Raw genomic sequence first — 25,311 nt, forward strand, 5'->3', positions numbered from 1 at the left:
CCGCCAGCGTTCGTCCTGAGCCAGGATCAAACTCTCCATAAATTTTATGAAGAAAATTTGATTGCTCAAATTGTCTTTTACTCATTGACGAGTCATTGGCTGTTCCTTGTTGTTTAGTTTTCAAAGACCATAAGACTAAACTTGGTTTTTGTTTGCCGCAGTTACCCGCGACAGTTATTTATTCTAGCAGATTAACTCTTGCGAGTCAAGTGCTTTTTTCGCTTCCGAACTTCGTTTAAAAGTTTATCCGTTTCTCTCAAAGCTCATCGGCGAGGAGTTTTAGATTAACATTTTTCCTCTCTCGAGTCAACTGTTAATTTTATCCCCCGTGCGCTTGCCTGCATCTTAGCTGGCTTTAGGATATCTGTCCCTCGGCGCTCAATAAGAGTACCATAGGCTAGGACATAATGTCAACATAAATTTCATTATGTCGATTTTTAATCTTTTTTCAATATTTCCTTTATAGAAAAGGGTAAAAGCTGTTAAAATAAGTAACAGATATCTAGTGAAAACAATCTTCTACTATGGATATTTTAAGGAGTGTTTAGTTTTGCGTATTCTATCCGGAATTCAACCCTCGGGCAATCTACATCTTGGTAATTATTTCGCAATGATTAAACGTATGATTGATTACCAGGAAAAGAGCGACCTTTTCTGTTTTATTGCTAACTATCATGCTTTAACATCTGTAAGCGATCCAAATCTTCTTCGTCAAAAAACACTTGATGCCGCTATTGATTTCCTCTCTCTCGGACTTGATCCGAATAAATCACATTTCTGGGTACAGTCTGACCTGTCAGAGGTTCATGAACTGAGTTGGCTTTTATCGAATGTTACAAGTGTGGGACTCTTGGAACGCAGCCATGCCTATAAAGATAAAACTGCCAAAGGTATTGTTGCCTCACACGGCCTGTTTGCATATCCCGTTCTGATGGCGGCGGATATCCTTATCTTTGGTTCTAATAAAGTACCGGTTGGCAAAGATCAAAAGCAACACGTTGAAATCGCACGGGATATTGCCATGCGCTTCAATCATACCTTTGGAGAGACTTTTGTTATCCCTGATGCCGATATCGAAGCTGATATTGCCACCATTCCGGGAATTGACGGGCAAAAAATGTCTAAGTCCTACGGGAATGCCATTGAAATTTTCACTGATGAAAAAACACTGCGTCAGCGGGTGATGTCGATTAAAACGGATTCAACACCGGTTGACGAACCTAAACCGATCCAAGATAATCCGCTTTTTGAGATTTATTCTTTATTTCTTGATGAAAAGGGAAAACAAGAATTGAAAGAACGTTTTGAAACACCGGGATTACGTTATGGGGATGTAAAGAAGGAACTTTTCAGCGTCATTTGGGAATATTTTGCCCCCTATCGCGAAAAACGCGCTCAATATGTTCAAAATAAGGCTGATGTCATCGATATTCTTAAAATAGGGGCTGATAAAACGCGCGTAGTCGCCCAGGAATACTTAACTAAAGCACGCAACAATATCGGTCTTAATTACGCGAATTACTAATCCTCAATTCAAAAACTTTATACTATCAACCGATAAAATTCATACTTGCGATAGTATAGCAAAGGGGTTGGCCCAGACTGATAATTTCAGATCTAGGGACAACCCCTTTGTTTATTTGTTTATCATTTTATGATTTTATGATTTTCGCTAATTTGTGATTTTCACTAAAAAGTAGTTTTTCTTACCCCTTCGAATGACAAGGAATCTCTCATCCAGCTTGTCTAATTGGGCAACAGTAGAGGACGAATCCGAATGGCGAACCCCATTAATATAGATCGCTCCGCTTTCAATGGATTCACGCGCTTGTCGTTTGGATGAGACCGCCCCGACTTGAATTAAGAGATCTACCAGCGAAACTTCCTGATCGCTGATTGTTGTTGAAGGAACGTCACTAAATCCTTCCTCAACTTCAGCACCACTGAGGTTCTCTAGTCCGCCTGTAAAAAGGGCTTGGGAAATCTTCTCGGCGCGTTCCCTGGCTTCTTGACCATGCACAAGCTCTGTCATTTCCCGGGCTAAGACGCGCTGCGCATTTCTTTTCTCCGGTTGAGTCACAACTTCTTCCTCTAATCCTTTAATTTCGTCAAGGGGCAAGAAGGTAAAGAACTTAAGGTATTTAACGACATCTCGGTCGTCCGCATTTAACCAAAACTGATAGAATTTATAAGGGGAGGTCTTTTCCGGATCAAGCCAAACTGCACCTGACTCAGTTTTTCCGAATTTTGTCCCATCGCTCTTCGTGACAAGAGGAACGGTTAAGCCATGAACCTGTTTATCCTCACCTACTGATCTCCGGCGAATTAAGTCTGTCCCTGAGGTGATATTCCCCCATTGATCTTGACCGCCGACTTGTAATTCACAATCATAAAGCTCATTTAACTTTAAAAAATCATAGGATTGAAGAATCATATAACTAAATTCCGTAAATGAGAGTCCGCGGTCCATTCTTGATTCAACGGATTCTTTAGCAAGCATCATTCCTACAGAGAAGTTTTTGCCTACATCGCGGAGAAACTCAATCACATTCATTGAACCCAGCCACTCGTAGTTATTAGCTAAGATTGCCGGATTTTCAGAACTATCAAAGTCCAAGAACTTCGATAACTGGGCCTTAATTTTATTTGACCACTCTTCAACCGTTTCTTTGGGATTAAGAGTTCGTTCATTAAGCTTTCCGCTTGGATCGCCAATCAAACCCGTAGCTCCCCCCACTAAAGCAATCGGGTGGTGACCCGCTAATTGAAACCGGCGCAATACTAAAATGGGGAGCAAATGTCCTATATGTAAACTATCCGCCGTTGGATCAAACCCGCAATAAAGTGTTGTAGGTGTATCTAAACGCTTTCTAAGCATTTCCTCATCCGTATGTTGGTAGATCAGCCCTCGGTTTTTTAAATCATCCAAAATGTGCATATTTCCTGCTCCTCCTTCTTTTCAAGTCCGTATTTCTATATATTATACTTATATATCCACTTTATAGCAACCTCAGGCCCTTTCTCGGTCCTTTCTCAGAGCTGCATAGAATATTTGGCTTAAAACACGCTGACGATGAATAATACTAAGTCGGATAGTTTTATGGATAGTTTTATGGTTTAAACAAAGTATGTTATAATTCAACGTGATAAAATACACTTTATTTTAACGAATGGGTAGATTTATAGGAGGTAACGAGATGGCATCCCCAAGGAAACCCACCAGAACCAGGTCATCACGAAAAAAGCGCCGCGTATCAAAATGGCGTGTCTTTCTTCTGACCGCGGGTTCGATTCTTGCAATAGCCTTATCCGCACTCTTAATCTTTGTAATTGTAGCTATTGTGAAAACTCCAAAATGGGACCCTGCTGCCTTAACGAATCAAAAAGAATCCTCAATTGTTTATGACAAAGACGGCGAACAGATTGCCGTCCTTCATGCCGATGAAAATCGCCAGATGGTAGAATCATCGGAAATTCCCGATCGAGTAAAAGAAACCTTTGTCGCAGTTGAAGATAAACGCTTTTACAATCACTTTGGGGTGGATCCTATCCGGATTATTGGCTCGGCGATTGTCGATCTTAAATCCGGATCCGCCAAACAAGGAGCAAGTACCATCACCATTCAGCTTGCAAGAAATGCTTTCATTGAAAACCCTACCGAAAAGTCGTTAACGCGCAAGATTCAAGAAGCTGCTCTTGCTATCCAATTGGAGCATGAATACACCAAAGATGAAATCCTCACCTTTTATCTTAATCGAATTTACTTTGGTGAATCTTCTTTTGGGATTCAAGCCGCCGCTAAGACCTATTTTGGCAAAGATGACCTCACGAAGCTTACTCCTGATGAGATCGCGCTGCTTGCGGGTCTGCCTCAGGCTCCCAGCGGTTATGACCCTTATGTTCATCCGGAAGCCGCGGCAAATCGCCGAGCCATTGTCCTTGGCGTCATGAAAGACGCCCAAATTATCACGTCGGAGGAATATAACAAATATAAGGACGCCCCTTTTGCTTATGTTGATAAGGTAAAAGAACATCGATCCTTAACCAAAAATACATCAGCAGTAAGCTCGGGTTACAAATTCCCGTATTTTGTCGACTACGTTGTTCAAGAGCTTCAAGGAGAAAACTACGGACTCTCCCCGGATCAAATTTATAATGGTGGATTAAGAATCTATACTACCGTAGACTCAAAAATCCAAGAAGCTGCCGAAGCTGCTTTTGCAGACCCTGCCAATTTCCCCAAAAGTGTAGATAGCACTCCTGTCCAAGGTGCGATGACTGTACTTGACCCCACGACCGGGGCAATACGCGCGATCATCGGCGGACGTGAGCACACAACAGCTCTGGGCTTCAACCGTGCAACCCAGGGTACCCGGCAGCCCGGTTCAACGATTAAACCGTTAGTCGTCTATGCTCCTGCCTTGGAAAAAGGCGGCTACTTTACCGGAACTGTTCTTGATGATATGCCTGTCAGTTACAATGCCGGCAATGGAACGACTTGGTCACCGGTCGATTTCGATACCGAAAGTTCGGGATGGAAGGGCCGAATCACCATGCGTTATGCCGTTGAGAACTCGGTCAATGTATATGCCGTTAAGCTTATGAACTTAATCGGAGTCGATACCGGCTGGGAATTCGGCAAAAAGCTGGGTCTCCCGTTAGAAAATAATGACCGTGTTCTCAGCCTGGCCCTAGGAACCCCCGAAGTCTCACCTTTAGATATGGCCTCAGCTTACGGTACTTTTGCCAACAACGGTGTTCGGGTGACTTCTCATGCCATTGAAAAAATTCAGGATACCAATGGTAAAAACCTTATTACCCCTCAAATAACGCAAGAACGCGTAATGAAGGAAACCACGGCCTATCTGATTAACGACCTGCTCCGGAGTGTTGTCACTAACGGTACAGGTACGCGAGCCCAGATTGGAAATTGGGCAGTAGCCGGCAAAACCGGAACAACTTCACTTGATCCGGTTAAATACGGCAACAAAACAGGAAGTCCGGATGCTTGGTTCGCAGGCTATACCCCTAATTATGTCGGAGTCGTATGGATGGGTTACGATGAAGATCCCGACGGGAAACACTATCTCCACAATGTCTTTGGAGGAAGTTACCCCGCCCAAATCTGGAAAAAAGTCATGACTGCCGCTCTTGAGGACAAACCTGTTCAAACCGCTTTCAATCGGCCTCCCGGAATTGTCAGCGGAGCAATCGATACAAAATCCGGCCTCTTACCCAGCAGCTTGACTCCAAGCCAGTTTATCCGGACAGAACTTGCGGCTCAAGGAAATTTCCCGACTCAAGTCAGTGATGTCTGGGTAGAAAAGGAAATCGATGCTGACCATCCCACCTATCTCGCCGGTTCCAAAACCCGCAATAAAGTCAGTAAGGTCTTTCTTAATATTACCGATCGCAATCCTTCGCTAACCTGGCCAAGCGATGAGGCCCCTTATCGACCGCCTTTTGAAGTTTACGCAGGGGGCGGCGGTGAGGATACCGGCGGCGATCCCGCTACAGACCCCAGGCTGCCTATTCCGACTCTGGGACCTGTCTCTTATGACAGTTCGAAGGCAACCGCCAGTATGGCCGTCTCCTACCCTTCGGGCAGTGAATCACTCTCTTTGGTCCTTTATGTCAAGTTCCCCGGACAAGCAAACTTTCAAGTGTTTAATCCCCAAGCTCAGCCGGGGAAATCCGATTTGATTACCGTTCCTCTGGGGAAAGTGGGTGAAACACTTCCGGGTGAGTATATTTTCAAAGCCGCCTTTAAAGACCCCAAAACCTCGAAGTATTCGGAAACCTCCCCAGTTGCCAGACTTACCATAAAGGATTAAGGTCATAAATCACCTAAAATCAAAAAAGGGCTGTCGCAAAACAGCCCTTTTTTCGTGCGCAAAAGACCCAAAAGCGTAGTTTCGCGCATAGAAGTGAACGATTCGCGGAGGGACGTGCAGGTGAACAAAGCTTTCGTAGCGTAGCTCAGCCAGTGGTTCACATCAGGTATTGCCCAGAGGTTTGGCACGAAAGTGTCCAGTGGACATTTTCGCCCAAGGCGGCATTCCACAAATGATTCTTATCCGCCGCAGGTAGCTGCTACGAAGGCGGAGTGAACCGACGGCACATGGACGTGCCTAGAGCAGAGTCTCCAAGGATGGAAAAAGACTCTGCCAGTCCCGGAGCGCCAAAGTACGTGAGTCTCCGGTGGAGATTCACGCCCGAAGGTACGGATATGCGCGAAACTACACGACCATAGGTTTTGCGACAGTCCTCTTCTTGACCATTCATTCTATTTTAAATCTACGACAGTAACCCCCAGATCACCTTCTCCATGCTGACCCAGGCGGAACGATTGAACATGAGGATGACCCTTTAAAAAGTCCTGAATCCCGGCGCGCAAGGCTCCGGTTCCTTTGCCGTGAATAATATAAACGAGACCTACTCCGGTTAAAACCGCATCATCCAGGTACTTATCCAACGCTTCGGTCGCTTCTTCAACCATCATCCCCCGCAGATCAATTTCGCTCCGAACATTTTCCGCTTTGCTCTTGCCGATTCGGCCCTGTCCAAATGTCTCCGCGCGTTGCGGCATACTCACCTTGTCCTCTTTCACGAGACGCACCTCACTCAAGGGGACATTTAATTTCATTACACCCACTTGAACCAGAATTTCCCCGCTCACCGAAGGAAGTTTAAGAACATGCCCTTTTTGGCGAAGTTTAGTCAGATAAAGCGTTTGACCCAGCATAATTTCCTCCGGTCTTAACCCGCCGCCCGAACTCGTTCCGGCCGTTCTTTCCTGAGCACCCACCTTACTTGATAATTGTTTGATTTTTTGGCGGGTCCGTTCAATCGCATGCTGATCCTTATGCTCTTCCTTGAGCGCCTGTTTAAGCTCATCAATCAAGCCCTCTGCTTCACGGCGCGTTTGGCGCAGAAGCTCTGTTGCTTCATCCTGAGTCTTTGCCAATCGTTCTTGGTAATCTTCCTCAAGCCTTAATGATTTCTCTTTCAGTTTACTGCTTTCCAGTTCAATAGAATGACGTTCTTCCTGGATACGGCTCTTTTCACGTTCAATATCGCGTTGGGTATCCTCCAGATTATCAATCAAATCGGCCACTTGCATATCCCGCTCCGTGACAAATGATTTTGCCTTTTCAAGCACAGCGGCGCCAAGCCCAAGACGTCCTGCGATATAGAATGCATTGCTTTTTCCCGGGATACCGATCAAAAGCCGATAGGTCGGACGCAATGTCTCAATATCGAATTCGACGGAAGCATTCTCAACCCTCGGCGTATTATAGGCAAAAGTCTTGAGCGCCCCATAGTGGGTTGTGGCAATGATCCGGCAGCCCCTTTCATGGAGTTCGGTAATGATCGACATCGCCAGAGCCGCCCCTTCTGTAGGATCTGTCCCTGCTCCGATTTCATCTAAAAGGATTAAAGAGCGGCTGTCCGCTTCTTGGACAATCTCAACGATATTCTTCATATGACCGCTAAAGGTACTTAAAGATTGCTCGACACTCTGTTCATCCCCAATATCCACGAAAATCCGGGTGAAAATTCCCATGCGTGAATTCGCCTCGGCCGGAATGTGTAACCCTGATTGAGCCATCGCTGCCAGTAAACCGACCGTTCTTAAGGCGACAGTCTTCCCTCCCGTATTGGGACCTGTGATGATCACCGTATCAAAGCTCTTCCCTAATTCAATATTTAAAGGGACAACCTCACCGCTGAGCAAGGGATGACGGGCTTGGACAAGCTTAATTTCCTGGCGGTCGGTAAGTTCCGGAGCTCCGGCATTCATACTTTCACTGAGATGTGATTTAGCCACAATAAAATCGACTTGAGCCAGACCTTCATGAACATCAGCAATCCGCTCCGCTTCCCCCTCGACCTGCGCCGAGAGCTGCAGAAGAATCCGTTGTACTTCACGCTGTTCCTTCAAGATGACTTCCCTTAATTCATTCCCCATGTTCACCACGGCCATCGGCTCAATGTAGAGTGTAGCCCCGCTGGCCGATTGATCATGGACAATTCCGGCAAACGCCTGACGGTATTCCTGCTTAATGGGGACCACGTAGCGATCAGAGCGCTGGGTTATGATCGGATCCTGCAGGATTTTTTGATGAGAGGGATTGCGGATAATTCCTTCTAAAGAATCCCGGATCCGCTGCTGCAAACGCATAATCGACCGCCTATTTTCCATCAGTTGGGGTGAGGCTTGATCGGCGACAAACCCATCCTCCGTAATACAGCGGCTGATTTCATCCTCAACAGCCTTCGGAGAATCCATGCTTAGAGCAATCTCTTGAAGGTGGGGTGCCTCCGTCTTACCCTCAAGAAGGCTCTGTTTAACCTGGCGAGCTGCTTTAAGGGTATCCCGAATCTGTAAAAACTCTTCCGGAATCAATGTTCCTCCCCGAAGACAACGTTCTAATAAGGGGCGCACTTCTTTGGCTCCGCGCACGGAAAATAAAGGATTAACCCTTAGCAAGGCTCTCCCCTCATCCGTTTCCGCGAGTGCATCCCTCACCTGAGCCTGAGTATCATAAGGACTTAGTGCTTCTGCGATTTCGCGGGCACGGGGCAATAGACAATACCCCGCCAACCGTTCCGTAATTTTATCAAAATCTAATTTGCGGATAAGCCGTTCATCAATGACCATTCTTTTCTCCCTCTATATAAAAGTATCCCTCATTATAGTATCCCTCGGAAATAATGTCCTTTTGTAAATCCTTCCGGGAAGCGTGCTTCCAAATATGCGGCGGCATGCTCAGCATCCTGCTCCGTTATTCTTTCACCTTGTAAAACCTTTTCCCAACCCCCCAAGAAAACCCGAACGGTATCCCGAATTTGCTCAGGGGTTGCACGATTTAATTGAAGGCGGATGCTTCCAATGCCCATTTTGGCAATATCATCGAGTTCTTTATAAAGATTAAGACGTTTGGCATTGAAAAGATGCATCCGGCAATCTAGGTCAGTCTCAATCGGGAAATCGTACTTTAAACGATCTCTCAGATAATGGGGTTCCTGCACACAGGGTGCACTGCAGTGTTTTCCTTTTTTCCCGCCTAAAGTTGCTCCTACCGGACAGTATTCACTGACCATCATTTCCAGATCACCGAATACCAGAATTTCTGTTCTCCGCCAATTTCTAAACTTCTCGAGCTGCTGATGTTCTAATTCCGGTGATAATGTAACGGTTTGGGCCCCCTGCCTCAACCAATACGCTAAAGCGGCTTGATTAAAAACATTTAAGGAAAAATCCGTCTCAAAGCCCCATTCCGGATCAACCTCTTGCAGAAGCTCAAATTCGCCAAGATTGTTAAGCAATATTTGGGGGCGCGTTCCCCAGTCCTTGATCTTTTGCAAATCGTTCTGCAGCTTGTCACTCTGCTCCTCATTAAGGACCCTCGGCCATCGCCATAGCGCTTGTGCCTTATATTTTTGACAAAGCCTGAGGCCTTCCTGAATCTCCGCCAATGTCATTCCCTTGCGTGAGCGCCAGCGTTCCCCGCCCATAGCAATGCGCCGTGCACCGCCTTGCAACGCTGCACGTACGGATTCGAGATCGCTCACAGCGACGGTCAGCCGCTCCGCTGCCGCAGGCGGACGGTTCCCCTCCATAATCTGCTCCCGCTCTTTGGCGAATTGCTTTTTCCAATCCCGAATACGCTGATCATAGACTCCTCGTACGAGTTGTTTTTGCGGAGTCTTTTCCGGCAGGAGTGCTTCGACCGCCTGCCGGCGCATTTCATTCAGCTCGCTTACGGGAAGCATGACTTCACCCTTTAGGTCCAACTCCAGCTCCTCAAGATAGAACGGCGTCGTACCCAAGCGATTTAACTGCCGGAAAGCATACTCCTGTGCTAACGGACGCTTGAGTGCCTGCTGTGCCGGAATGCCTGATTGCGCTTTGCTTAAGCGTTCTCCATCCCCTATTTCCAGAGTAAGTGGCTCCCCTACCGAGCCGCTGAGTCTAGCCCTCAGCGGGCGTTTGCGCTGTTCCTTTCCCTCCTGGAAACTTAAGCGGGCCTTATTCATTAGGAGTTCATCATAGGTCTTAAAGACCCGATCCCCCGGTCTAACCTTGTCTCCGACAAATTCTATCCAAACATGCTCACCGGGAAGGCCCTCTGTCACTTCTTCTTGAGCCCGCCAGATCGTGCCGACAGTAACCCCTTCATGACCCCGACTGGTCCAAAAATCAAGACCATCCCCGGGATGAAGAGATGCTTCCAGTTTAATTTCCAATCGGTTGTTTTGAGCTTTAAGGACTCGCCCTAAACGAATCCCACGGTTATTGGGCCGCATATAACTCATCAGTTCTGCACCCGGATGTTCCTTAAGATAGGCTTGGGTAAAATCACGATTAAAAATTTGCAGCAGTTCTCTTCTTTCCCCTTCGCCGATCGGTTTTAGACTGCTCCGGGATGAGTCTTCAGCCAAGACATAATCCAAGGCTTGACGATACACGCGAATGACTGTTGCCACATATTCCGGTCGTTTCATCCGGCCTTCAACCTTTAAGGAATAAACTCCGCTTTCTTTAAGAAGGGTAATTTCATCGACTAAGTTCATATCGCGCGGGCTGAGTAAATGCTCCCCAAGGTTAGCATCCTGAAGGGTATCCGCACGTTTTTCGTTAATGAGCTGATAGGTCATTCGGCAAGGCTGGGCACACCTTCCCCTGTTCCCGCTGCGCCCCCCAATGAAACTTGACATCAAACACTGACCCGAATAGCAAACACAAAGCGCCCCATGAACAAACACCTCAATATCCAAAGGCGTCTTTTGGGCAATCCTTTTCATTTCCTCGGCCGAGGTTTCCCGAGCTAACACAACACGCTTCATCCCCAATTTCTCAATGTGCTGTGTTCCCCAGGAAGTATTGACAGTCATCTGAGTACTGGCGTGTCGTTCAATTTCAGGTAATATATGCTGAATCACATCCGCCGCTCCGACATCTTGAAGCAGTACCGCATCAACCCCGGTGTTATAGAGAAAGAAGAGATAATCGAATAACTCGGGAAACTCCTGATCGGCAATGAGAATATTGACGGTAACATAAACCTTAACCTTCCGCTCGTGAGCATATTGAACCGCGCGGCGCAGTTCCTCTTCATCAAAATTAGCCGCACTCGCCCGCGCGCCAAAGCTTTTTCCTCCCATATAAATCGCGTCTGCGCCGTTTTCAACCCCGGCTTTAAACGCTTCAAAGCTTCCGGCGGGTGCGAGCAGCTCCATCGCTTCTCTGCCGGAATGAATTTGCTTGTTCATCCTTAAAGGCCTCATTTCTAACTTAACAGTTCTAATATACTCGGTGTTACATCTTCCAAGGTCGTCCACTGCGGCCATTCCATCGGTCGATTTGACGAGGATAAGGCCGGTACTGAATTTTTTGTATGCCCTTTGACTGTAAAATCTTCGATATTGCCATGGTCACTGGTTAAGAGCCAGGCCACATCTTCATTTTGAATGACCTGCAAGAACCCCCCTAAGAATTTATCAATTTGTTCAATCAGTTGAACCGATTCTTCCCATTTTTGTTTATGCCCTAAAATATCGGTCAGGAAAGTCTCATAGAGGGTAAAGTCATAATCAAGAGCCAATCTTCCTAAATTTCTCCCCGCTTGTTCCGGTGGAATTAAAGGAACATCCTCCCCCATTTCCCGCGGAATCTGATTCGTCATATCGTAATAAACCGCTTTTCCCGCTTTTAGATCAGGGATACGCCTTAACTTCACTTTTCCCGCCATAGCCGATAAGGTCGAAGCCGAATGACGTCTTTTCCCGGCCGCCACAAGCGCCTCATATTGGGAAGTAAACGTATTGGCGAACATCCCCTGTTGTCCGCGGTCTGCTAATTGCTTAAAGATACTATTCTCCTCAATCACCTGAGCTAATTGACCATTGGGGTAGGCATTCAAATGATACCCCAATACCTTTGGGGCATTTACCCCTGTCCATAATGTGGTCTGTCCTGTCGCACTTTGGGGTGTTCCCGGCACACCCAGCGTCGCATCTAATGGCGTTAACCGTGTCGTTCCCCTGTCCAGCGACCGCTCCCCCCAGAGCAAATGTCCCCCCAGCAATTGATCAATATGGGGAGTCCTCGCCGTCATGAAAGGGTTATTATCCTCTGAACCCAACCCAAAACCATCTAAAAAAATCATCACAAAATGCATTGCTTATCTCCAAACTCTACATCGTTTATCCGTTTCCTTTATCATTTTCTAGTTTATCCAAATTTCACTCAAAAAGCCAGCAAGCATCTAAAGAAAACCCGTCTTTCGCCACGTCAGTCCATAGTATGGACTGACGCACTTGTTGCCTTAGCGTAGGCGGCCGCTTCCCGCCGTCCCGATAGTCTCCAGTGGAGAGTATCGCACTTATTTGGCTTCAGCGGCACTTGGCCATCCATGGCCTTCGGAAGCCTTAGTTGCACTTAGAGTTTATCCGTCCAAAACTTATACTTCTGACAGTATTAAAGAAGCGGATTCCTCACCACAGGATTAAAACGTGATGCGGAATCCGCTTCTTGATTTTTGAGTTGACTCTTTGACTTAATCTCTTGGTTTAATCAGATTGTTCCCCTAACAGCTCCATTAAGGTTTCTTGTTCCTCCCGGAGTTTCTGCAGATCATCTTCCAGATTAAGTGCGACGAGAATTGCCACCTGATGCGCTGCTAAACGTGGAAAGCGCTGAGCCGTAAGCTTCATCTTTTTATCGAGTTCGTAGGCTAACTTTTGAATATACTCCGGATCGTCACTCCCGCGAATGACTTGAGTCTCCCCAAAAATCTCCACAGTTACTCTGCCATCTTCTTTCGACATAAGCCACCTGCGTTTCTCACATTTCTTAAGCTTCTTAGGTTCTTCTACAATTATTTTCTCGACTCAGCCCCAAATTCCTGCTCAATTCCCTCAAGAATCTGTTTATTTAAGGTGGTTACTTCCTCATCTGTTAATGTTCTTTCTAAGGATTGGTAGCGCAAGGCGAAGGCTAAGCTCTTGCGATTTTCCGGAATAGGTTTGCCGGTATAAACATCAAAAATGTCCACATTATCCAAAAGCTCTCCGCCCAGTTCACGAATCTTGGCCATTACAGCCCGAGCCGATACATCCTTAGACACCACCACCGCTAAATCACGCTGGACTGCCGGATAACGAGGAATCGAAGTCGCCCGAATGCTCATATCGCTTGCCGCAAACAAAGGCTCAAGCTCCAACTCAAAAACAAGAGCGTGATCCAGGTCGGCTTCTTTGGCCCGCACGGGATGAAGCTCGCCCATGAAACCTACTTTCTTACCCTGAAGGAAAATCTCAGCCGAGCGTCCCGGATGGAGCAGCACCGTCTCCTGTGGAACCTCATACTTTAACTTCAACCCAAATTCTTGAGCCAGCGCTTCGATGATCCCCTTCACCGTATAAAAACTGTATTCCGCTTCAGACTTTAACCAGTGCCGAGAGGGCTTGCCATAGAGAAGCCCTGCCGCCCGCAATTTTTCATGGGGAAGCTGGGTTAAAGGTTGTTCATCTGCCCAAAAGACGTTGCCGATCTCAAAAAGACGGACATCCAAATTTCTTCGTGCCACATTCCGTGAAGCCACTTCCAACAGCCCCGGAATCAAGGTCGTACGCATCACGCTTAATTCCTCACGCAACGGATTCATCAAGGTGATCGATTGATCACTGCGTCCCCATAATTCATCGGCATTAGGACGGTTAAAGGAATAGGTAATCACTTCATTCAGTCCTAAGTTCACCAATAGATGACGAAGCTTGCGTCGGAATTCCTGTTCCGATGTCCGGCGGCCCTGGGTTTGATCTCCTTGCGGAAGAGTAGTCGGAATCCGATCATAGCCGGTTAAACGCGCGACTTCTTCGATCATATCCTCCTCAATTTCGATATCCGAACGATAGTTTGGAATATTGACGATAAATCCTTCGCCTTGCTGCTCATAAGGGAATTGAAGACGATCCAGTACCTCCGAAATTTCCTCCGGTGTAAAACTCATTCCTAAAACAGCACTCGTTTTAGCTGCGGTCAAAACAACAGTCCGTCTTTCCAAGACGGCTTTGTTTTCTTCAACGAACCCTACCGGCCGCCCGGCCCCTAATTCAAGGATCAGCTCAGCAACACGCCCCAGTACCGCCGCAATTGCGGCAACATTGATGCCCTTTTCAAAGCGGTTGGAAGCTTCCGAGCGCAATCCTAAGCGGCGGCTCGTATGACGAATGCTTACACTGTCAAAATGGGCAGATTCCACCAAGATCCGAGTCGTTGCGTCCGTGATTTCACTATTGAGTCCTCCCATCACGCCGGCTAAACCCAGTGCCTTTTCGTCATCGGCAATCAAGAGCATTTCGGGATCGAGGGTCCGCTCGGCATTATCTAAAGTCACTAACTTTTCACCTTGAACAGCGCGGCGAACATGGATAGCCCCCGATACTTTGTCTCGATCAAAGGCGTGCAGCGGCTGACCCATCTCCAGCATGCAGTAGTTGGTGATATCCACAATATTGCTGATGGGGCGAACGCCTGCCGCGCTTAAGCGCTTCTGCATCCATTCCGGGGAAGGCTCAATTTTGACATCTTCCACCAATAGTGCCGCATAGCGATGACAAAGCTTGGGATCTTCAATGACGATTTTGGTATGCGGATCTTCGGGATAATCCGGACCTTGCTCGGTTTCAGCCCAATGGTTCAAACAGACCTTCTCCCCAGTTAAGGAAGAGACCTCTCTCGCCACATTGACCATCGCTAAGCAATCCGGACGGTTGGGATAAAGGTCAAGGTCAAGAACACTATCCCCTTGAATAAACTCGGCTAAGCTATGACCAACCGGTGTGTCCGGGTCAAGAATCATAATTCCGCCTTCACTCCGAGGTTCTCCTAAACCGGCCGCTAACAAAAGCTCATCTGTAGAACAAAGCATACCGTTGGATTCCACTCCGCGGAGTTTTGACTTGCGAATTTTTTGACCGGTCGGAAGCGTTGTGCCATGGGTAGCTACCGGTATTTTATCCTTAACCAGAAGATTCTGAGCACCCGTTACGATTTGCAGGGTTTGATCCCCGATATTAACCTCGCAGATCCACAGCTTATCGGCGTTCGGATGATGCTCCATGCGTACAATTTCACCGACAACAATCGGCCCAAGTCCTTGATTTAGCTCTTCTATGCCCCCGATTTCAATCCCGCCGCGCGTTAGAATTTCACCTAATTCCGCCGCAGGAACCTTAACATCAATAAATTTGCGTAACCATTCTAAACTAACCTTCATGACCTGCCTCCTTAAAACTGTTGCAAAAAGCGCAAATCGTTATCAAATAAGAGCCGCATATCTTCAATTCCGTATTTGAGCATGGCAATCCGCTCGACACCCATCCCAAAAGCAAAACCGGTGACTTCCTTCGGATCATAACCCCCATTTACCAATACTCTGGGATGAACCATTCCGGAACCTAAAATTTCAATCCAGCCGGTTCCTTTACAGATTCGGCAGCCGCTTCCCCCGCACAGCATACAGGAAACATCAACCTCCGCACTCGGTTCTGTAAACGGAAAGAAGCTGGGGCGCAGCCGAATTTCACGGGACTCCCCAAACATTTGCCGTGAAAAGTTAAGCAAAATTCCCTTTAAATCCGACATGCGAATTCCTTTATCCACCACTAAACCTTCTACTTGATGGAACATCGGAGAGTGTGTTGCATCATCATCGTTGCGATAAACTTTTCCCGGACAGATGATTTTGACAGGGAGCTGCGGATTCAGCCGCTCCATGGTCCGTACTTGGACCGGCGAGGTTTGCGTTCTCAGCAGGATTTCCTCAGTGATATAGAAGGAATCCTGCATTTCCCGCGCCGGATGCTCCTTAGGAAGGTTCAGGGCTTCGAAGTTGTAATAATCGCTTTCAATTTCCGGTCCCTCGGCAATCTGAAAACCCATTCCCAAGAAGATGTCTTCCATTTCCTCGATAACTTGTGTTAACGGATGCTGATGTCCTCTCATCGAACTGACTCCGGGAAGAGAGATATCCAAACGTTCTGACTCGATCTGTTTTTGCAGGGCAATTTTTTCTAATTCTTGGATACGCTCTGCCCAAGCCTTTTCCAAAACATCTCGTGCCTCATTCACGACTTGTCCGAAAATAGGTCTTTCCTCTGCACTTAAGCTTCCCATCTGCCGTAGAAGCGCGGTTAAGGACCCTTTTTTGCCAAGAACTTTAACCTTTAATTCTTGGAGTGTCTCTAAAGAGGTTAACCCTTTGAGTTCATCCAATGTCTTTTCTTGAATATGACGGATTTCTTCTTTCACATTAACCCTCCTAAATATATACAAATCTAATGTTCATTAATCAATAATATAAAAAAACTCATCCCTTAGAAAGGGACGAGAATTACCCGCGATACCACCCTGATTCAGTCCGAATAGACTGCAGCTTGTTTTCCTGATAACGGGGGAACCGGACTTACCTTGTCATAAGTCACTCACAGGGGAAATTTAACATTCACTGCTGAATGGGGAGCTTCACTTGGTTGGCTTTCAGTCTTTGACCAACCTCCCTAACAAAGCCTATACTCCTTTTAGCCTGTTCATCGCGTTTTAACCAGATTGACATACCTTCGATAAAGCAGATATACGTTCGGCGAGCCGGTTGTCTCGAAGAGTTCCCAAAGCCACTCTGCAGAAAACATCGCTAAGCCCAACTTTCTCTGATTTTTTCAACCTATTTTATGAAAATTATATCATAACCCTTTGCGGCGCGCAATTTCATATAAAATAATTCCGGTGGCAATTGCGACATTCAGCGATTCTACGTCATGGCTCATCGGCAAAGTCACACGAGTCAGCTTGGGAGAGCGAAATATCTCCGAAGGCCCGTTCCCCTCATTACCTACAACTAAAGCTAGGGGGAGTGAAAATGGGGTTTCATAGAGTGGTTGGCCGCCGATATCCCCGGTCAGAATATTTAACCCTTTGGACCGGGCGAATTCAATAACTTGCTGTGGAGAACAATCGGTCAATACCTTTAAGGAGAATATCGTTCCCATCGTGCTTCGCAATACCTTTGGATTATAGAGATCAACGGTTCCCGCGGTTAAACAGACCTGCTCAACCCCTGCCGCTAAGGCCGTCCGCAGAATCGTCCCCAGATTTCCCGGATCCTGAATACCATCAACAATTAAAAGTACCGTTTTAGCATCAATATCCAGATCGCTCCAGTCCAGAGCCTTCATCCCGACAACCGCGAGTATTCCTTGGGGCTGTTCAGTCTCGGTCATTTTACACAGTACTTTTTCATCAACCTCGATAATCGGAATTCCCCGCTCCTTAAGAATTCCTTCTAAGGATAACCAGGATTTCTTTTCCTTCGCCGGACAGACATAAATCCGACGAATTTCCGCTTCGCGCCGAATGGCTTCTTCAACAAAGCGCCATCCTTCAATAAGAAATTCCCCATAGTCTTTTCGCGTCTTGCGTTTATGTAAAGAAACGACATGCTTTACGTGGTCATTTTGCAAGGAGGTCAACATGACTTTCACCCCGATATAGGAAACTTGGTTATAAACAAAAAGGGTGCAAAATGCACCCTTGGTTTTAACTTACTTTACGTTAACTTGTTCTTTAGCTACATTCACTAATTCTGTGAAAGCCGCTGTATTATTAATAGCAAGGTCAGCTAACATTTTGCGATTAACTGTAACTCCTGCTTTTTTCAAACCATTCATCATCCGGCTGTAAGACAGACCGTTCATGCGGGCGGCTGCATTGATACGAGCGATCCATAATTTACGGAAATCACCCTTTTTATCTTTACGGTGAGCATAAGCATAAGCTAGAGATTTTAAGACTTGTTCATTAGCTGGGCGGAAGAGTTTACTCTTAGCACCACGGTACCCTTTAGCCAGTTTTAGAACTTTTTTATGACGCTGATGCTTCGTTACCCCTCTTTTTACACGGGCCATAGCGAAGACCTCCTTACTTCTTTATCAATTATAGATAGGCAATCATGCGAGCAATACGCCTCGCATCGGTCTTATGCATAACCGTCGTTTTACGAAGATTGCGTTTGCGTTTGGGTGACTTTTTCTCCAGGATATGGCTTGTATAGCCATGGGAACGCATAATCTTGCCTGTTCCGGTTTTCTTAAAACGTTTCGCGGCTCCGCGATGAGTTTTCATTTTTGGCATATGGGTGATCCCCCTCTCGTGTTAGTCATGTTTAGTAGGCGTCAAGATCATGATCATATTGCGCCCTTCTAATTTGGGTTCACGCTCTATATTAGCCTCAGCTTTGCAAAACTCAGCAAGACGAACGCATAACTTTTTCCCTAAGTCAGGATGTGTAACCTCCCGACCTCGAAACATAATTGTTATTTTCACCTTGTCTCCATCTGCTAAAAAGCGTTGGGCGTTGCGTGCTTTTGTTTCAAAGTCATGGTCCTCAATATTAGGACGCAGTTTGACTTCTTTGATATCCACAACCCGCTGTTTTTTACGGGCCTCTTTGTCACGCTTAGCCTGCTCGTATTTGTATTTCCCATAATCCATGAGCTTACAAACCGGAGGTTTAGCGGTCGGGGCAATTTCCACTAAGTCTATGGATTTCTCCAAAGCCATTTGTAATGCATCCCTAAGTTGCATAATCCCGAGTTGTTCCCCTTCTTCACCGACAAGACGAACTTCCCGAGCCCGGATTTCATCATTAATCCGTAAATCCTTGCTAATAACAAACCACCTCCAAAACGATTTTCCAAGAAGAAAAAACAAAAATAAAATAAGACGGGCGCATTACCACCCGTCTTCCATACAAATCATGAGCACTAAAAAATAGAATAAGCTCAGGACCCGAAGATACCTCATCGACTTTAGCCATGAGGTGAGAAGCGGATGGCTTCTTCTTGAACATCATTATTATATGGGGTTGCAAGAGCTTTGTCAAATTAATTTCGCTTGCTACAGATTTAAAAAGTTCATCTTGGGTCGTGTAGGTCTTTAAGATTTAAGCAGGATCTTTTTGCTGGCGACTTCTTCCTGAAGCATAGCGATGAATTCGGAAACCGTCATCTTCTCGCCGGAGTTGCCTTGTCCATAGCGGCGGACGGCGACAGAATCTGTTTCTGCTTCTTGATCCCCGATGACGAGAGTGAAGGGGATCTTCTGGGTTTGCGCTTCCCGAATTTTATAGCCGATCTTTTCGCGGCGATCATCCACTTCGGCACGGATATCGAGATCATTGAGGCGCTTGAAGATTTGGTCGGCATATCCCTGATGTTTCTCGCTGATTGGCAGAATGCGAGCTTGAACCGGAGCTAACCAAGTTGGGAAAGCTCCCGCATATTGTTCGGTTAGGAGAGCAATAAAGCGCTCAATACTGCCGTAGATGACCCGGTGAATCATGACGGGACGATGTTTTTGTCCGTCTTCGCCGATATAGGTGAGATCGAATTTCTCCGGCATTTGGAAATCTAACTGAATTGTACCGCATTGCCAGGTCCGGCCCAGACAGTCCTTGAGATGGAAGTCAATTTTCGGTCCATAAAAGGCACCATCTCCGGGATTGACCTTATACGCCATTTCTTTAGCGTCAAGCGCTTCGATTAAGCCGTTTGTGGCCATTTCCCATGCTTCATCAGAACCCATGGAGTCTTCCGGACGAGTCGAAAGCTCAACCTCATATTCAAACCCAAATACTTTATAGAAATAATCGACAAGATCAATGACACCAATGATTTCTTCCTTGATTTGCGAAGGAAGCATGAAGATATGCGCGTCATCCTGGGTAAAGTTGCGAACACGGAGTAAGCCGTGAAGGGCCCCGGATAATTCGTGACGATGGACAAGCCCCAACTCACCCATTCTTAACGGCAGATCACGATAGCTTCTCAGTTTCGTTTTATACATGATCAATCCGCCGGGGCAGTTCATCGGTTTGATCGCATAATCCATATCATCAATTTTGGTAAAATACATATTGTCTTTGTAATGATCCCAGTGGCCCGATTGCTCCCACAGGCTACGGCTTAAAATCATTGGGGTTTTAATTTCCTGATAGCCTCTTTTACGATGCTCTTTACGCCAGAAATCTTCGAGCTCATTGCGTAAAATCATACCCTTTGGGTGGAAGAAAGGAAAGCCCGGTCCCTCATCATGGAGACTAAAAAGATCCAGCTCTAAGCCAAGTTTCCGGTGATCACGGCGTTTTGCCTCTTCCAATTTGAACAGATAATCATCAAGATCAGCTTGCTTAGCCCAAGCTGTAGCATATACCCGCTGCAGCATTTTGTTCTTTTCGTTGCCTCTCCAGTACGCACCCGCAAGGTTAAGAAGTTTTAATGCTTTAATCTTCCCTGTTGAAGGAATATGCGGCCCGGCGCAAAGATCCGTAAAATCACCTTGGGTATACATGGAGATTGTTTCCCCAACAGGAAGGTCTTCAATCAGTTCGACCTTGTATTTTTCTTCCCGTTCGGCAAAGAACGCTATGGCTTCACTCCGGGAAATCTCCCGACGCTCATAGCTGTAATCCGCTTTCACAATCCGGCGCATTTCTGCTTCGATCTTTTCTAAATCCTCAGGTGTAAAAACATGTTCGGAATCAAAATCATAGTAAAAACCATTGGCGATAGCCGGTCCAATACCAAGCTTCGTGCCGGGAAACAGTTTTTGTACCGCTTGAGCCAGAACGTGAGAGGAGGAGTGACGAAGAACTTTCAGTCCATCCTCACTATCCAAGGTCACGATTTCAACTTCGGCATCCTCATTTAAAACATAAGATAAATCCTTTTCCTCACCATTGACCTTCCCGGCAACCGCCGTTTTTGCCAAACCGCGCGAGATTAAAGCAGCCAAGCCTGCAAGCGTTGTCCCTTGCTCTACCTCGCGCACGGAGCCGTCCTTTAATGTAACTTTAATCATCCGATTCACTCCCTAAAAATAATAAAAACTCTCATCCCGCAATGGGACGAGAGTAATTCCCGTGGTTCCACCCAAATTCATAACATTAAAAATCATTTTAACATCAGACTTTGCCCCTTAACGCGGGAAACGTTTAAGCTTACATAATTGTTCAGCTTAACACTCCAGGCTGGTCTTCCCCTGTCTACTCCTGAAAAATGCTTTCAGCCCATGGCATTTTCTCTCTGGCACGAGTTTAAAGCAAGGTACTCTTCCTATCATCGTTTTACGTTAAAAGTATATTACCCTAAAACCGCTTTGTCAAATCTTATCACAGATAAAACAGCCGTCACTGCAATAGCTAACCCGGCCTTCAAAGACTTGGAGAATCGTATTTAGGGTATCCTTATAGCCTTCATAACGAATATGCAAAACAATCTGTCTCGGCGCAACAGCAATCAAAGCACTGATCAGCATATCCTCATAACAGTACTCATCCCCGGGACTTCCGAAGGCAAGGTCGTCCATATATTCATTTGTCACTATTTTTCCTTCTTCATTATAAAGGTGAAATTTTCCCTTAGATGTAATTCCCACATGCAAGGTATGCATTCGCGGAGTTTGGCTATCCACAAAATGTTTTAGAAGCTGAATAAATTCAATGTATTCCTTTTCGATGATATACTCATCGACAACATGCGTAACCGCTTTCTGGACCTGTTCCTTATAATCCTGAGCCCGAAAACGCAAAAATCCTTCGATATCGAATTGGGATTGATGATCCAAACAGAGCACAATTTGATTAACAAGTGCTGTCTTGCGATTACCCGAGTAACTCTTTCGTTCGGCCGGCGTATCATTTAGATATTCCATCGCCTTGCCTAAAACCTGTTCAGCTTCACTTTTAAAATTAAATTTTTTTTTCAAAAGCCGGTGCACATAGTCTTTTTCCCATTGATTGAGTATCGTCTCCGCTAAAGCATTTGCAAGATAATAACTATGAATTCGTTTAATTGTATCTTGCCCTTCCCCCTGCTCAGGTGAGGGGAGTTGAAATTGACAATCAATCAGCCAGCGTTTCCCTTGTTGATGCTCGTAAAACACGACCGGAAGCTCCTCGTGTTCCCGAAGTTCCCGCAAACGCCGGCAGATACTTTCATGATAGTATTGAGTTCCAAGCTGTACGGAATGCTCCAACCTTCCATCCCTCCATAGTAGAGTATATGACCTGGTTGTGGTCATAATTTCGGTTGAAGCCCCTTTTAACGATTTTTATTTTAATAATGAATCTTAAGGAACTTCTCCGACTCTTCCTACTATTTCCAGGATAAAATCAGCTTATACTTCTATTGAAAGCGAAATATAAAAAGCAAAAGAAGCAATCCCAAGTAAAGCTGATCACTTGAAATTGCTTCATTGTTAAACTATCTCAGTTAAGACACCCGCCTTTGCAGGCGGCGTTAATGCAGGTGGAGTAAACTTTCCACCTGCATCTTCGATGTTTCAGCTATGCCGAAACAAGTTTACTCTCCTGCTTCCGCTAAAAGCTCTTTAACGTAATTGGGCAAAGCGAAGCTTCCCTTATGGATGTCCGTGTTATAGTACCTCGTTTTCAAGCCCAGGTTGTTCCAAGCTTGCTCATCGAGGTCAGTTAAAGGATCATACTTTTTGGAGGCAAACCCAAAAAGCCAGTGTCCTGAGGGATAAGTTGGAATATGGGCTTGATAAACCCGGCAAATCGGGAAAAACTCTCTGATCCGTTTATGGGCTCTTTGCATTGATTTGGCATATGCATCATAATAGGGGCTTTCATGCTGATTGACGAGAATGCCGTCTTCTTTTAAGGCCTTAAAGCAGTTCCCGTAAAATTCTTTTGTAAACAAACCTTCTCCGGGACCAAAAGGATCGGTAGAATCAACAATGATCAAATCGTAAATATTTTCTTTGGTGCGCACAAATTTCAACCCATCCTCAAAAAACAGGTTAACACGCGGATCGTCCAGCTTGCATGCCGTCTGGGGCAAGTATTCCCGACACACATCCACAACCATTTTATCAATTTCCACCATGTCAATGTTCTCAATTCCTGCATAGCGCGTTAATTCACGCACTGTGCCGCCATCCCCTGCCCCAATGACTAGGACATTTTTAATCTTGGGATTGGTTGCCATCGGAACGTGAACAATCATGTCATGATAAATAAACTCGTCCTTTTGAGTAACCATCATTAAACCGTCAAGCGTAAAGAAATTTCCGAATTCCTTAGAGTTAAAAACATCAATCCTTTGGAATTCGCTCTGTCCTGTGTAAAGGGGCTTATCCACCTTAATGGAAAAGCGAACATTATCCGTGTGTTGCTCAGTGTACCATAATTCCATGATCTATTCCTCCACAACTCTGATATTTTCAATGGTCATATCCTCTGTACCTGTCAGAGAACTGCCCTTGGCCTTAGCATAAGTTATATAGTCAATGATTTCCTCAGTGATCCGTTCGCCCGGCGCTAAAATCGGAATTCCCGGCGGGTAAGCCATAACAAACTCCCCGCTGACATATCCAACGCTGTCCTTAATCGCAATAGAACGTTGCTCAGAATAAAAAGCCTGCTGCGGTGCTATGACTAACTCCGGATTAATGTACTCATGATCCAGCATTCCCGTTTTGTCTTTTGAATATCGTCTTTTGATCTCAGACAAAGACGATACTAAACGTTCCAAAGCCAAAGCACGGTCCCCCACTGAAATAATAGCCAAAATATTTCCAATGTCTCCGAACTCGATCTGAATTCCATAATCATCGCGGAGAATATCATAGACCTCAATACCCGCGAGGCCTATTTCCCGAGTATAGATCGAAAGCTTAGTCGGATCGAAATCAAAAATCGAATCCCCATTGACAAGTTCTCTGGCAAAAGCGTAATACCCTCCAATTTTATTGACCTCTTCCCGGGCATAGCTTGCAAGAGCGGTTACCTTTTGGAAAATTTCCTTACCATGCAGAGCTAGATTGCGTCTGGAAATATCGAGGGAAGACAGGAGGAGATAGGAAGCACTCGTCGTCTGGGTCAAATTAATGGTTTGTCGTACATGTCCTATGCTGAGATTTTTGTTGATCAACAAAAATGAACTTTGAGTTAAGCTGCCTCCTGTTTTATGCATGCTGACCGCTGCCATATCGGCCCCTGCTGCCATCGCATTCACAGGCATATTTTCTCCAAAGTAAAAGTGGGTTCCATGCGCTTCATCCACTAAAACATACATATTATGCTGATGTGCAAGCTCTGTAATCATCCTTAAATCAGAACAAATCCCATAATAGGTTGGATTATTCACTAAAATTGCCTTAGCCTCCGGGTTCTCCGCAATGGCTTTTTTTACTTCGGCAAGAGGCATACCCAGTGATATTCCTAACGTATTATCAACACCGGGATTCACATATACAGGAATTGCGCCACTAATGATCAGCGCATTAATCGCACTTCTATGGACATTACGCGGCATAATAATTTTATCGCCCTGTTTGCATACGCTCATAATCATTGCCTGAACAGCCGATGTGGTACCATTAACTATAAAAAAAGCGTGCTTTGCGCCAAAAGCATCTGCAGCCAATTCTTCAGCCTCTTTAATGACAGAGACCGGATGAACCAGATTATCGAGCGGTTTCATTGAATTGACATCCACAGAAAGGCATTTTGAACCCAGAAATTCCGTAAGTTCAGGATTTCCTCGCCCCTGCTTATGTCCGGGCACATCAAAGGGTACTACCCGCATCGACTTGTATTCTTGCAGTGCTTTATAAATAGGGGCCTTGCTTTGATCCAGTGAATGCATGAAAATCACCACCTTCCAGTTAAAAAAAGGAACAAAGTTACTATATTCGACATTTATATTAATGTCAACATTATTGCTGTGGTTCGGTAATTTATGTTATGAAAAGAGCTGCCATTTTCTTCATGACAGCTCTTAGAACCTATATATTCGTTTATTTAATTCCAAATCTTCCACCCTTCTTATACGCATTTACGCTTTTATTTCGGGGAATTAACGATTAAAACGACATCCACCCATCGGGAATAGGATATCTTCTTTTGATTCTTTATTAGCACGTTTTTTGCTGTTTACATAATGATTGAGATAGCATCCACCCATAGGAAATAATATAGCCTCCTTTGGATTTATTTCACGATTTTTCTTAGTCTCATTTTTTTCGAGATAACATCCGCCCATTGGGAAAAATACAGTATCCTTTGAATTAAGTTTCTTCATATAAATTCCTCCTTTGCCTTCTATTGTGATTGTGAATTCTTTCACTCGCTTGTTTAATTTATTATAACATTTCTATATCATAATGAAAAGTCCTTCTTACTTTTTTGAAATAGTAAGTTTTTTCTTAATAATTAT

General features: G+C 45.5%; 18 protein-coding genes and 2 other annotated features. Of the genes, 2 read left to right on the plus strand and 16 right to left on the minus strand.

Going from position 1 to position 25,311, the window contains the following annotated elements:
• Positions 1-550 precede the first annotated feature (550 nt).
• On the plus strand, positions 551-1,525 hold the full coding sequence (trpS, locus tag VB077_RS06545) for a tryptophan--tRNA ligase (protein WP_323414425.1): 975 nt from the start codon (positions 551-553) through the stop codon (positions 1,523-1,525).
• 147 nt (positions 1,526-1,672) lie between these two features.
• Here trpS and tyrS read toward each other — a convergent pair whose 3' ends face one another.
• Positions 1,673-2,938, minus strand: a complete 1,266-nt coding sequence (gene tyrS / locus VB077_RS06550; protein ID WP_323414426.1) for a tyrosine--tRNA ligase — start codon at positions 2,936-2,938, stop codon at positions 1,673-1,675.
• A 259-nt stretch (positions 2,939-3,197) separates the two neighbouring features.
• On the opposite strand from tyrS, the gene VB077_RS06555 reads away from it, so the two are divergent.
• Positions 3,198-5,834: a PBP1A family penicillin-binding protein gene (locus VB077_RS06555; RefSeq protein WP_323414427.1), complete on the plus strand. Its 2,637-nt coding sequence runs from the start codon at positions 3,198-3,200 to the stop codon at positions 5,832-5,834.
• Between the two features lie 452 nt (positions 5,835-6,286).
• Here VB077_RS06555 and VB077_RS06560 read toward each other — a convergent pair whose 3' ends face one another.
• The 15 genes from VB077_RS06560 to VB077_RS06630 all read right to left on the minus strand — a co-directional run bounded on the left by VB077_RS06560 (position 6,287) and on the right by VB077_RS06630 (position 25,176).
• The gene (locus VB077_RS06560) at positions 6,287-8,665 is read right to left on the minus strand and encodes an endonuclease MutS2 (RefSeq protein ID WP_323414428.1); all 2,379 of its coding nucleotides are present in this window, start codon (positions 8,663-8,665) and stop codon (positions 6,287-6,289) included.
• 32 nt (positions 8,666-8,697) lie between these two features.
• Positions 8,698-11,280, minus strand: a complete 2,583-nt coding sequence (locus VB077_RS06565; protein WP_323414429.1) for a DUF3656 domain-containing U32 family peptidase — start codon at positions 11,278-11,280, stop codon at positions 8,698-8,700.
• 17 nt (positions 11,281-11,297) lie between these two features.
• Complete coding sequence (locus tag VB077_RS06570) at positions 11,298-12,188, minus strand: metalloenzyme (RefSeq protein WP_323414430.1); 891 nt, start codon at positions 12,186-12,188, stop codon at positions 11,298-11,300.
• Positions 12,189-12,579: 391 nt separating this feature from the next.
• Positions 12,580-12,837 (minus strand): cell division protein ZapA, encoded by a 258-nt coding sequence (locus tag VB077_RS06575; RefSeq protein ID WP_323414431.1) that lies wholly within the window; start codon positions 12,835-12,837, stop codon positions 12,580-12,582.
• A 50-nt stretch (positions 12,838-12,887) separates the two neighbouring features.
• Positions 12,888-15,290 (minus strand): phenylalanine--tRNA ligase subunit beta, encoded by a 2,403-nt coding sequence (gene pheT, locus VB077_RS06580; protein WP_323414432.1) that lies wholly within the window; start codon positions 15,288-15,290, stop codon positions 12,888-12,890.
• An 11-nt stretch (positions 15,291-15,301) separates the two neighbouring features.
• Complete coding sequence (pheS, locus tag VB077_RS06585) at positions 15,302-16,324, minus strand: phenylalanine--tRNA ligase subunit alpha (protein ID WP_323414433.1); 1,023 nt, start codon at positions 16,322-16,324, stop codon at positions 15,302-15,304.
• 431 nt (positions 16,325-16,755) lie between these two features.
• Positions 16,756-17,544 carry an RNA methyltransferase gene (locus VB077_RS06590; RefSeq protein WP_323414434.1) on the minus strand — a complete coding sequence of 263 codons (789 nt, stop codon included), beginning with the start codon at positions 17,542-17,544 and terminating at the stop codon, positions 16,756-16,758.
• A 69-nt stretch (positions 17,545-17,613) separates the two neighbouring features.
• Complete coding sequence (rplT, locus tag VB077_RS06595) at positions 17,614-17,976, minus strand: 50S ribosomal protein L20 (protein WP_323414435.1); 363 nt, start codon at positions 17,974-17,976, stop codon at positions 17,614-17,616.
• Between the two features lie 28 nt (positions 17,977-18,004).
• On the minus strand, positions 18,005-18,202 hold the full coding sequence (gene rpmI / locus VB077_RS06600) for a 50S ribosomal protein L35 (protein ID WP_323414436.1): 198 nt from the start codon (positions 18,200-18,202) through the stop codon (positions 18,005-18,007).
• A gap of 21 nt (positions 18,203-18,223) precedes the next feature.
• Positions 18,224-18,739, minus strand: coding sequence for a translation initiation factor IF-3 (gene infC, locus VB077_RS06605; RefSeq protein ID WP_323414458.1), 516 nt, complete (start codon positions 18,737-18,739; stop codon positions 18,224-18,226).
• 40 nt (positions 18,740-18,779) lie between these two features.
• Positions 18,780-18,920: a sequence feature (ribosomal protein L20 leader region), on the minus strand.
• An 86-nt stretch (positions 18,921-19,006) separates the two neighbouring features.
• Complete coding sequence (gene thrS / locus VB077_RS06610) at positions 19,007-20,929, minus strand: threonine--tRNA ligase (RefSeq protein WP_323414437.1); 1,923 nt, start codon at positions 20,927-20,929, stop codon at positions 19,007-19,009.
• A 39-nt stretch (positions 20,930-20,968) separates the two neighbouring features.
• Positions 20,969-21,199, minus strand: a binding site (T-box leader).
• A 30-nt stretch (positions 21,200-21,229) separates the two neighbouring features.
• Entirely contained in the window at positions 21,230-22,105 is an 876-nt protein-coding gene (gene ytxC / locus VB077_RS06615; protein ID WP_323414438.1) for a putative sporulation protein YtxC, read from the minus strand.
• 326 nt (positions 22,106-22,431) lie between these two features.
• Entirely contained in the window at positions 22,432-23,286 is an 855-nt protein-coding gene (gene speE, locus VB077_RS06620) for a polyamine aminopropyltransferase (protein WP_323414439.1), read from the minus strand.
• Positions 23,287-23,289: 3 nt separating this feature from the next.
• Positions 23,290-24,741 carry an aminotransferase class I/II-fold pyridoxal phosphate-dependent enzyme gene (locus VB077_RS06625; RefSeq protein ID WP_323414440.1) on the minus strand — a complete coding sequence of 484 codons (1,452 nt, stop codon included), beginning with the start codon at positions 24,739-24,741 and terminating at the stop codon, positions 23,290-23,292.
• Between the two features lie 210 nt (positions 24,742-24,951).
• The gene (locus VB077_RS06630; RefSeq protein WP_323414441.1) at positions 24,952-25,176 is read right to left on the minus strand and encodes a hypothetical protein; all 225 of its coding nucleotides are present in this window, start codon (positions 25,174-25,176) and stop codon (positions 24,952-24,954) included.
• Positions 25,177-25,311: the final 135 nt, after the last annotated feature.

Origin of the sequence: Desulfitobacterium sp., from assembly GCF_034927245.1 — a bacterium.
Taxonomy (GTDB): domain Bacteria; phylum Bacillota; class Desulfitobacteriia; order Desulfitobacteriales; family Desulfitobacteriaceae; genus Desulfitobacterium_A.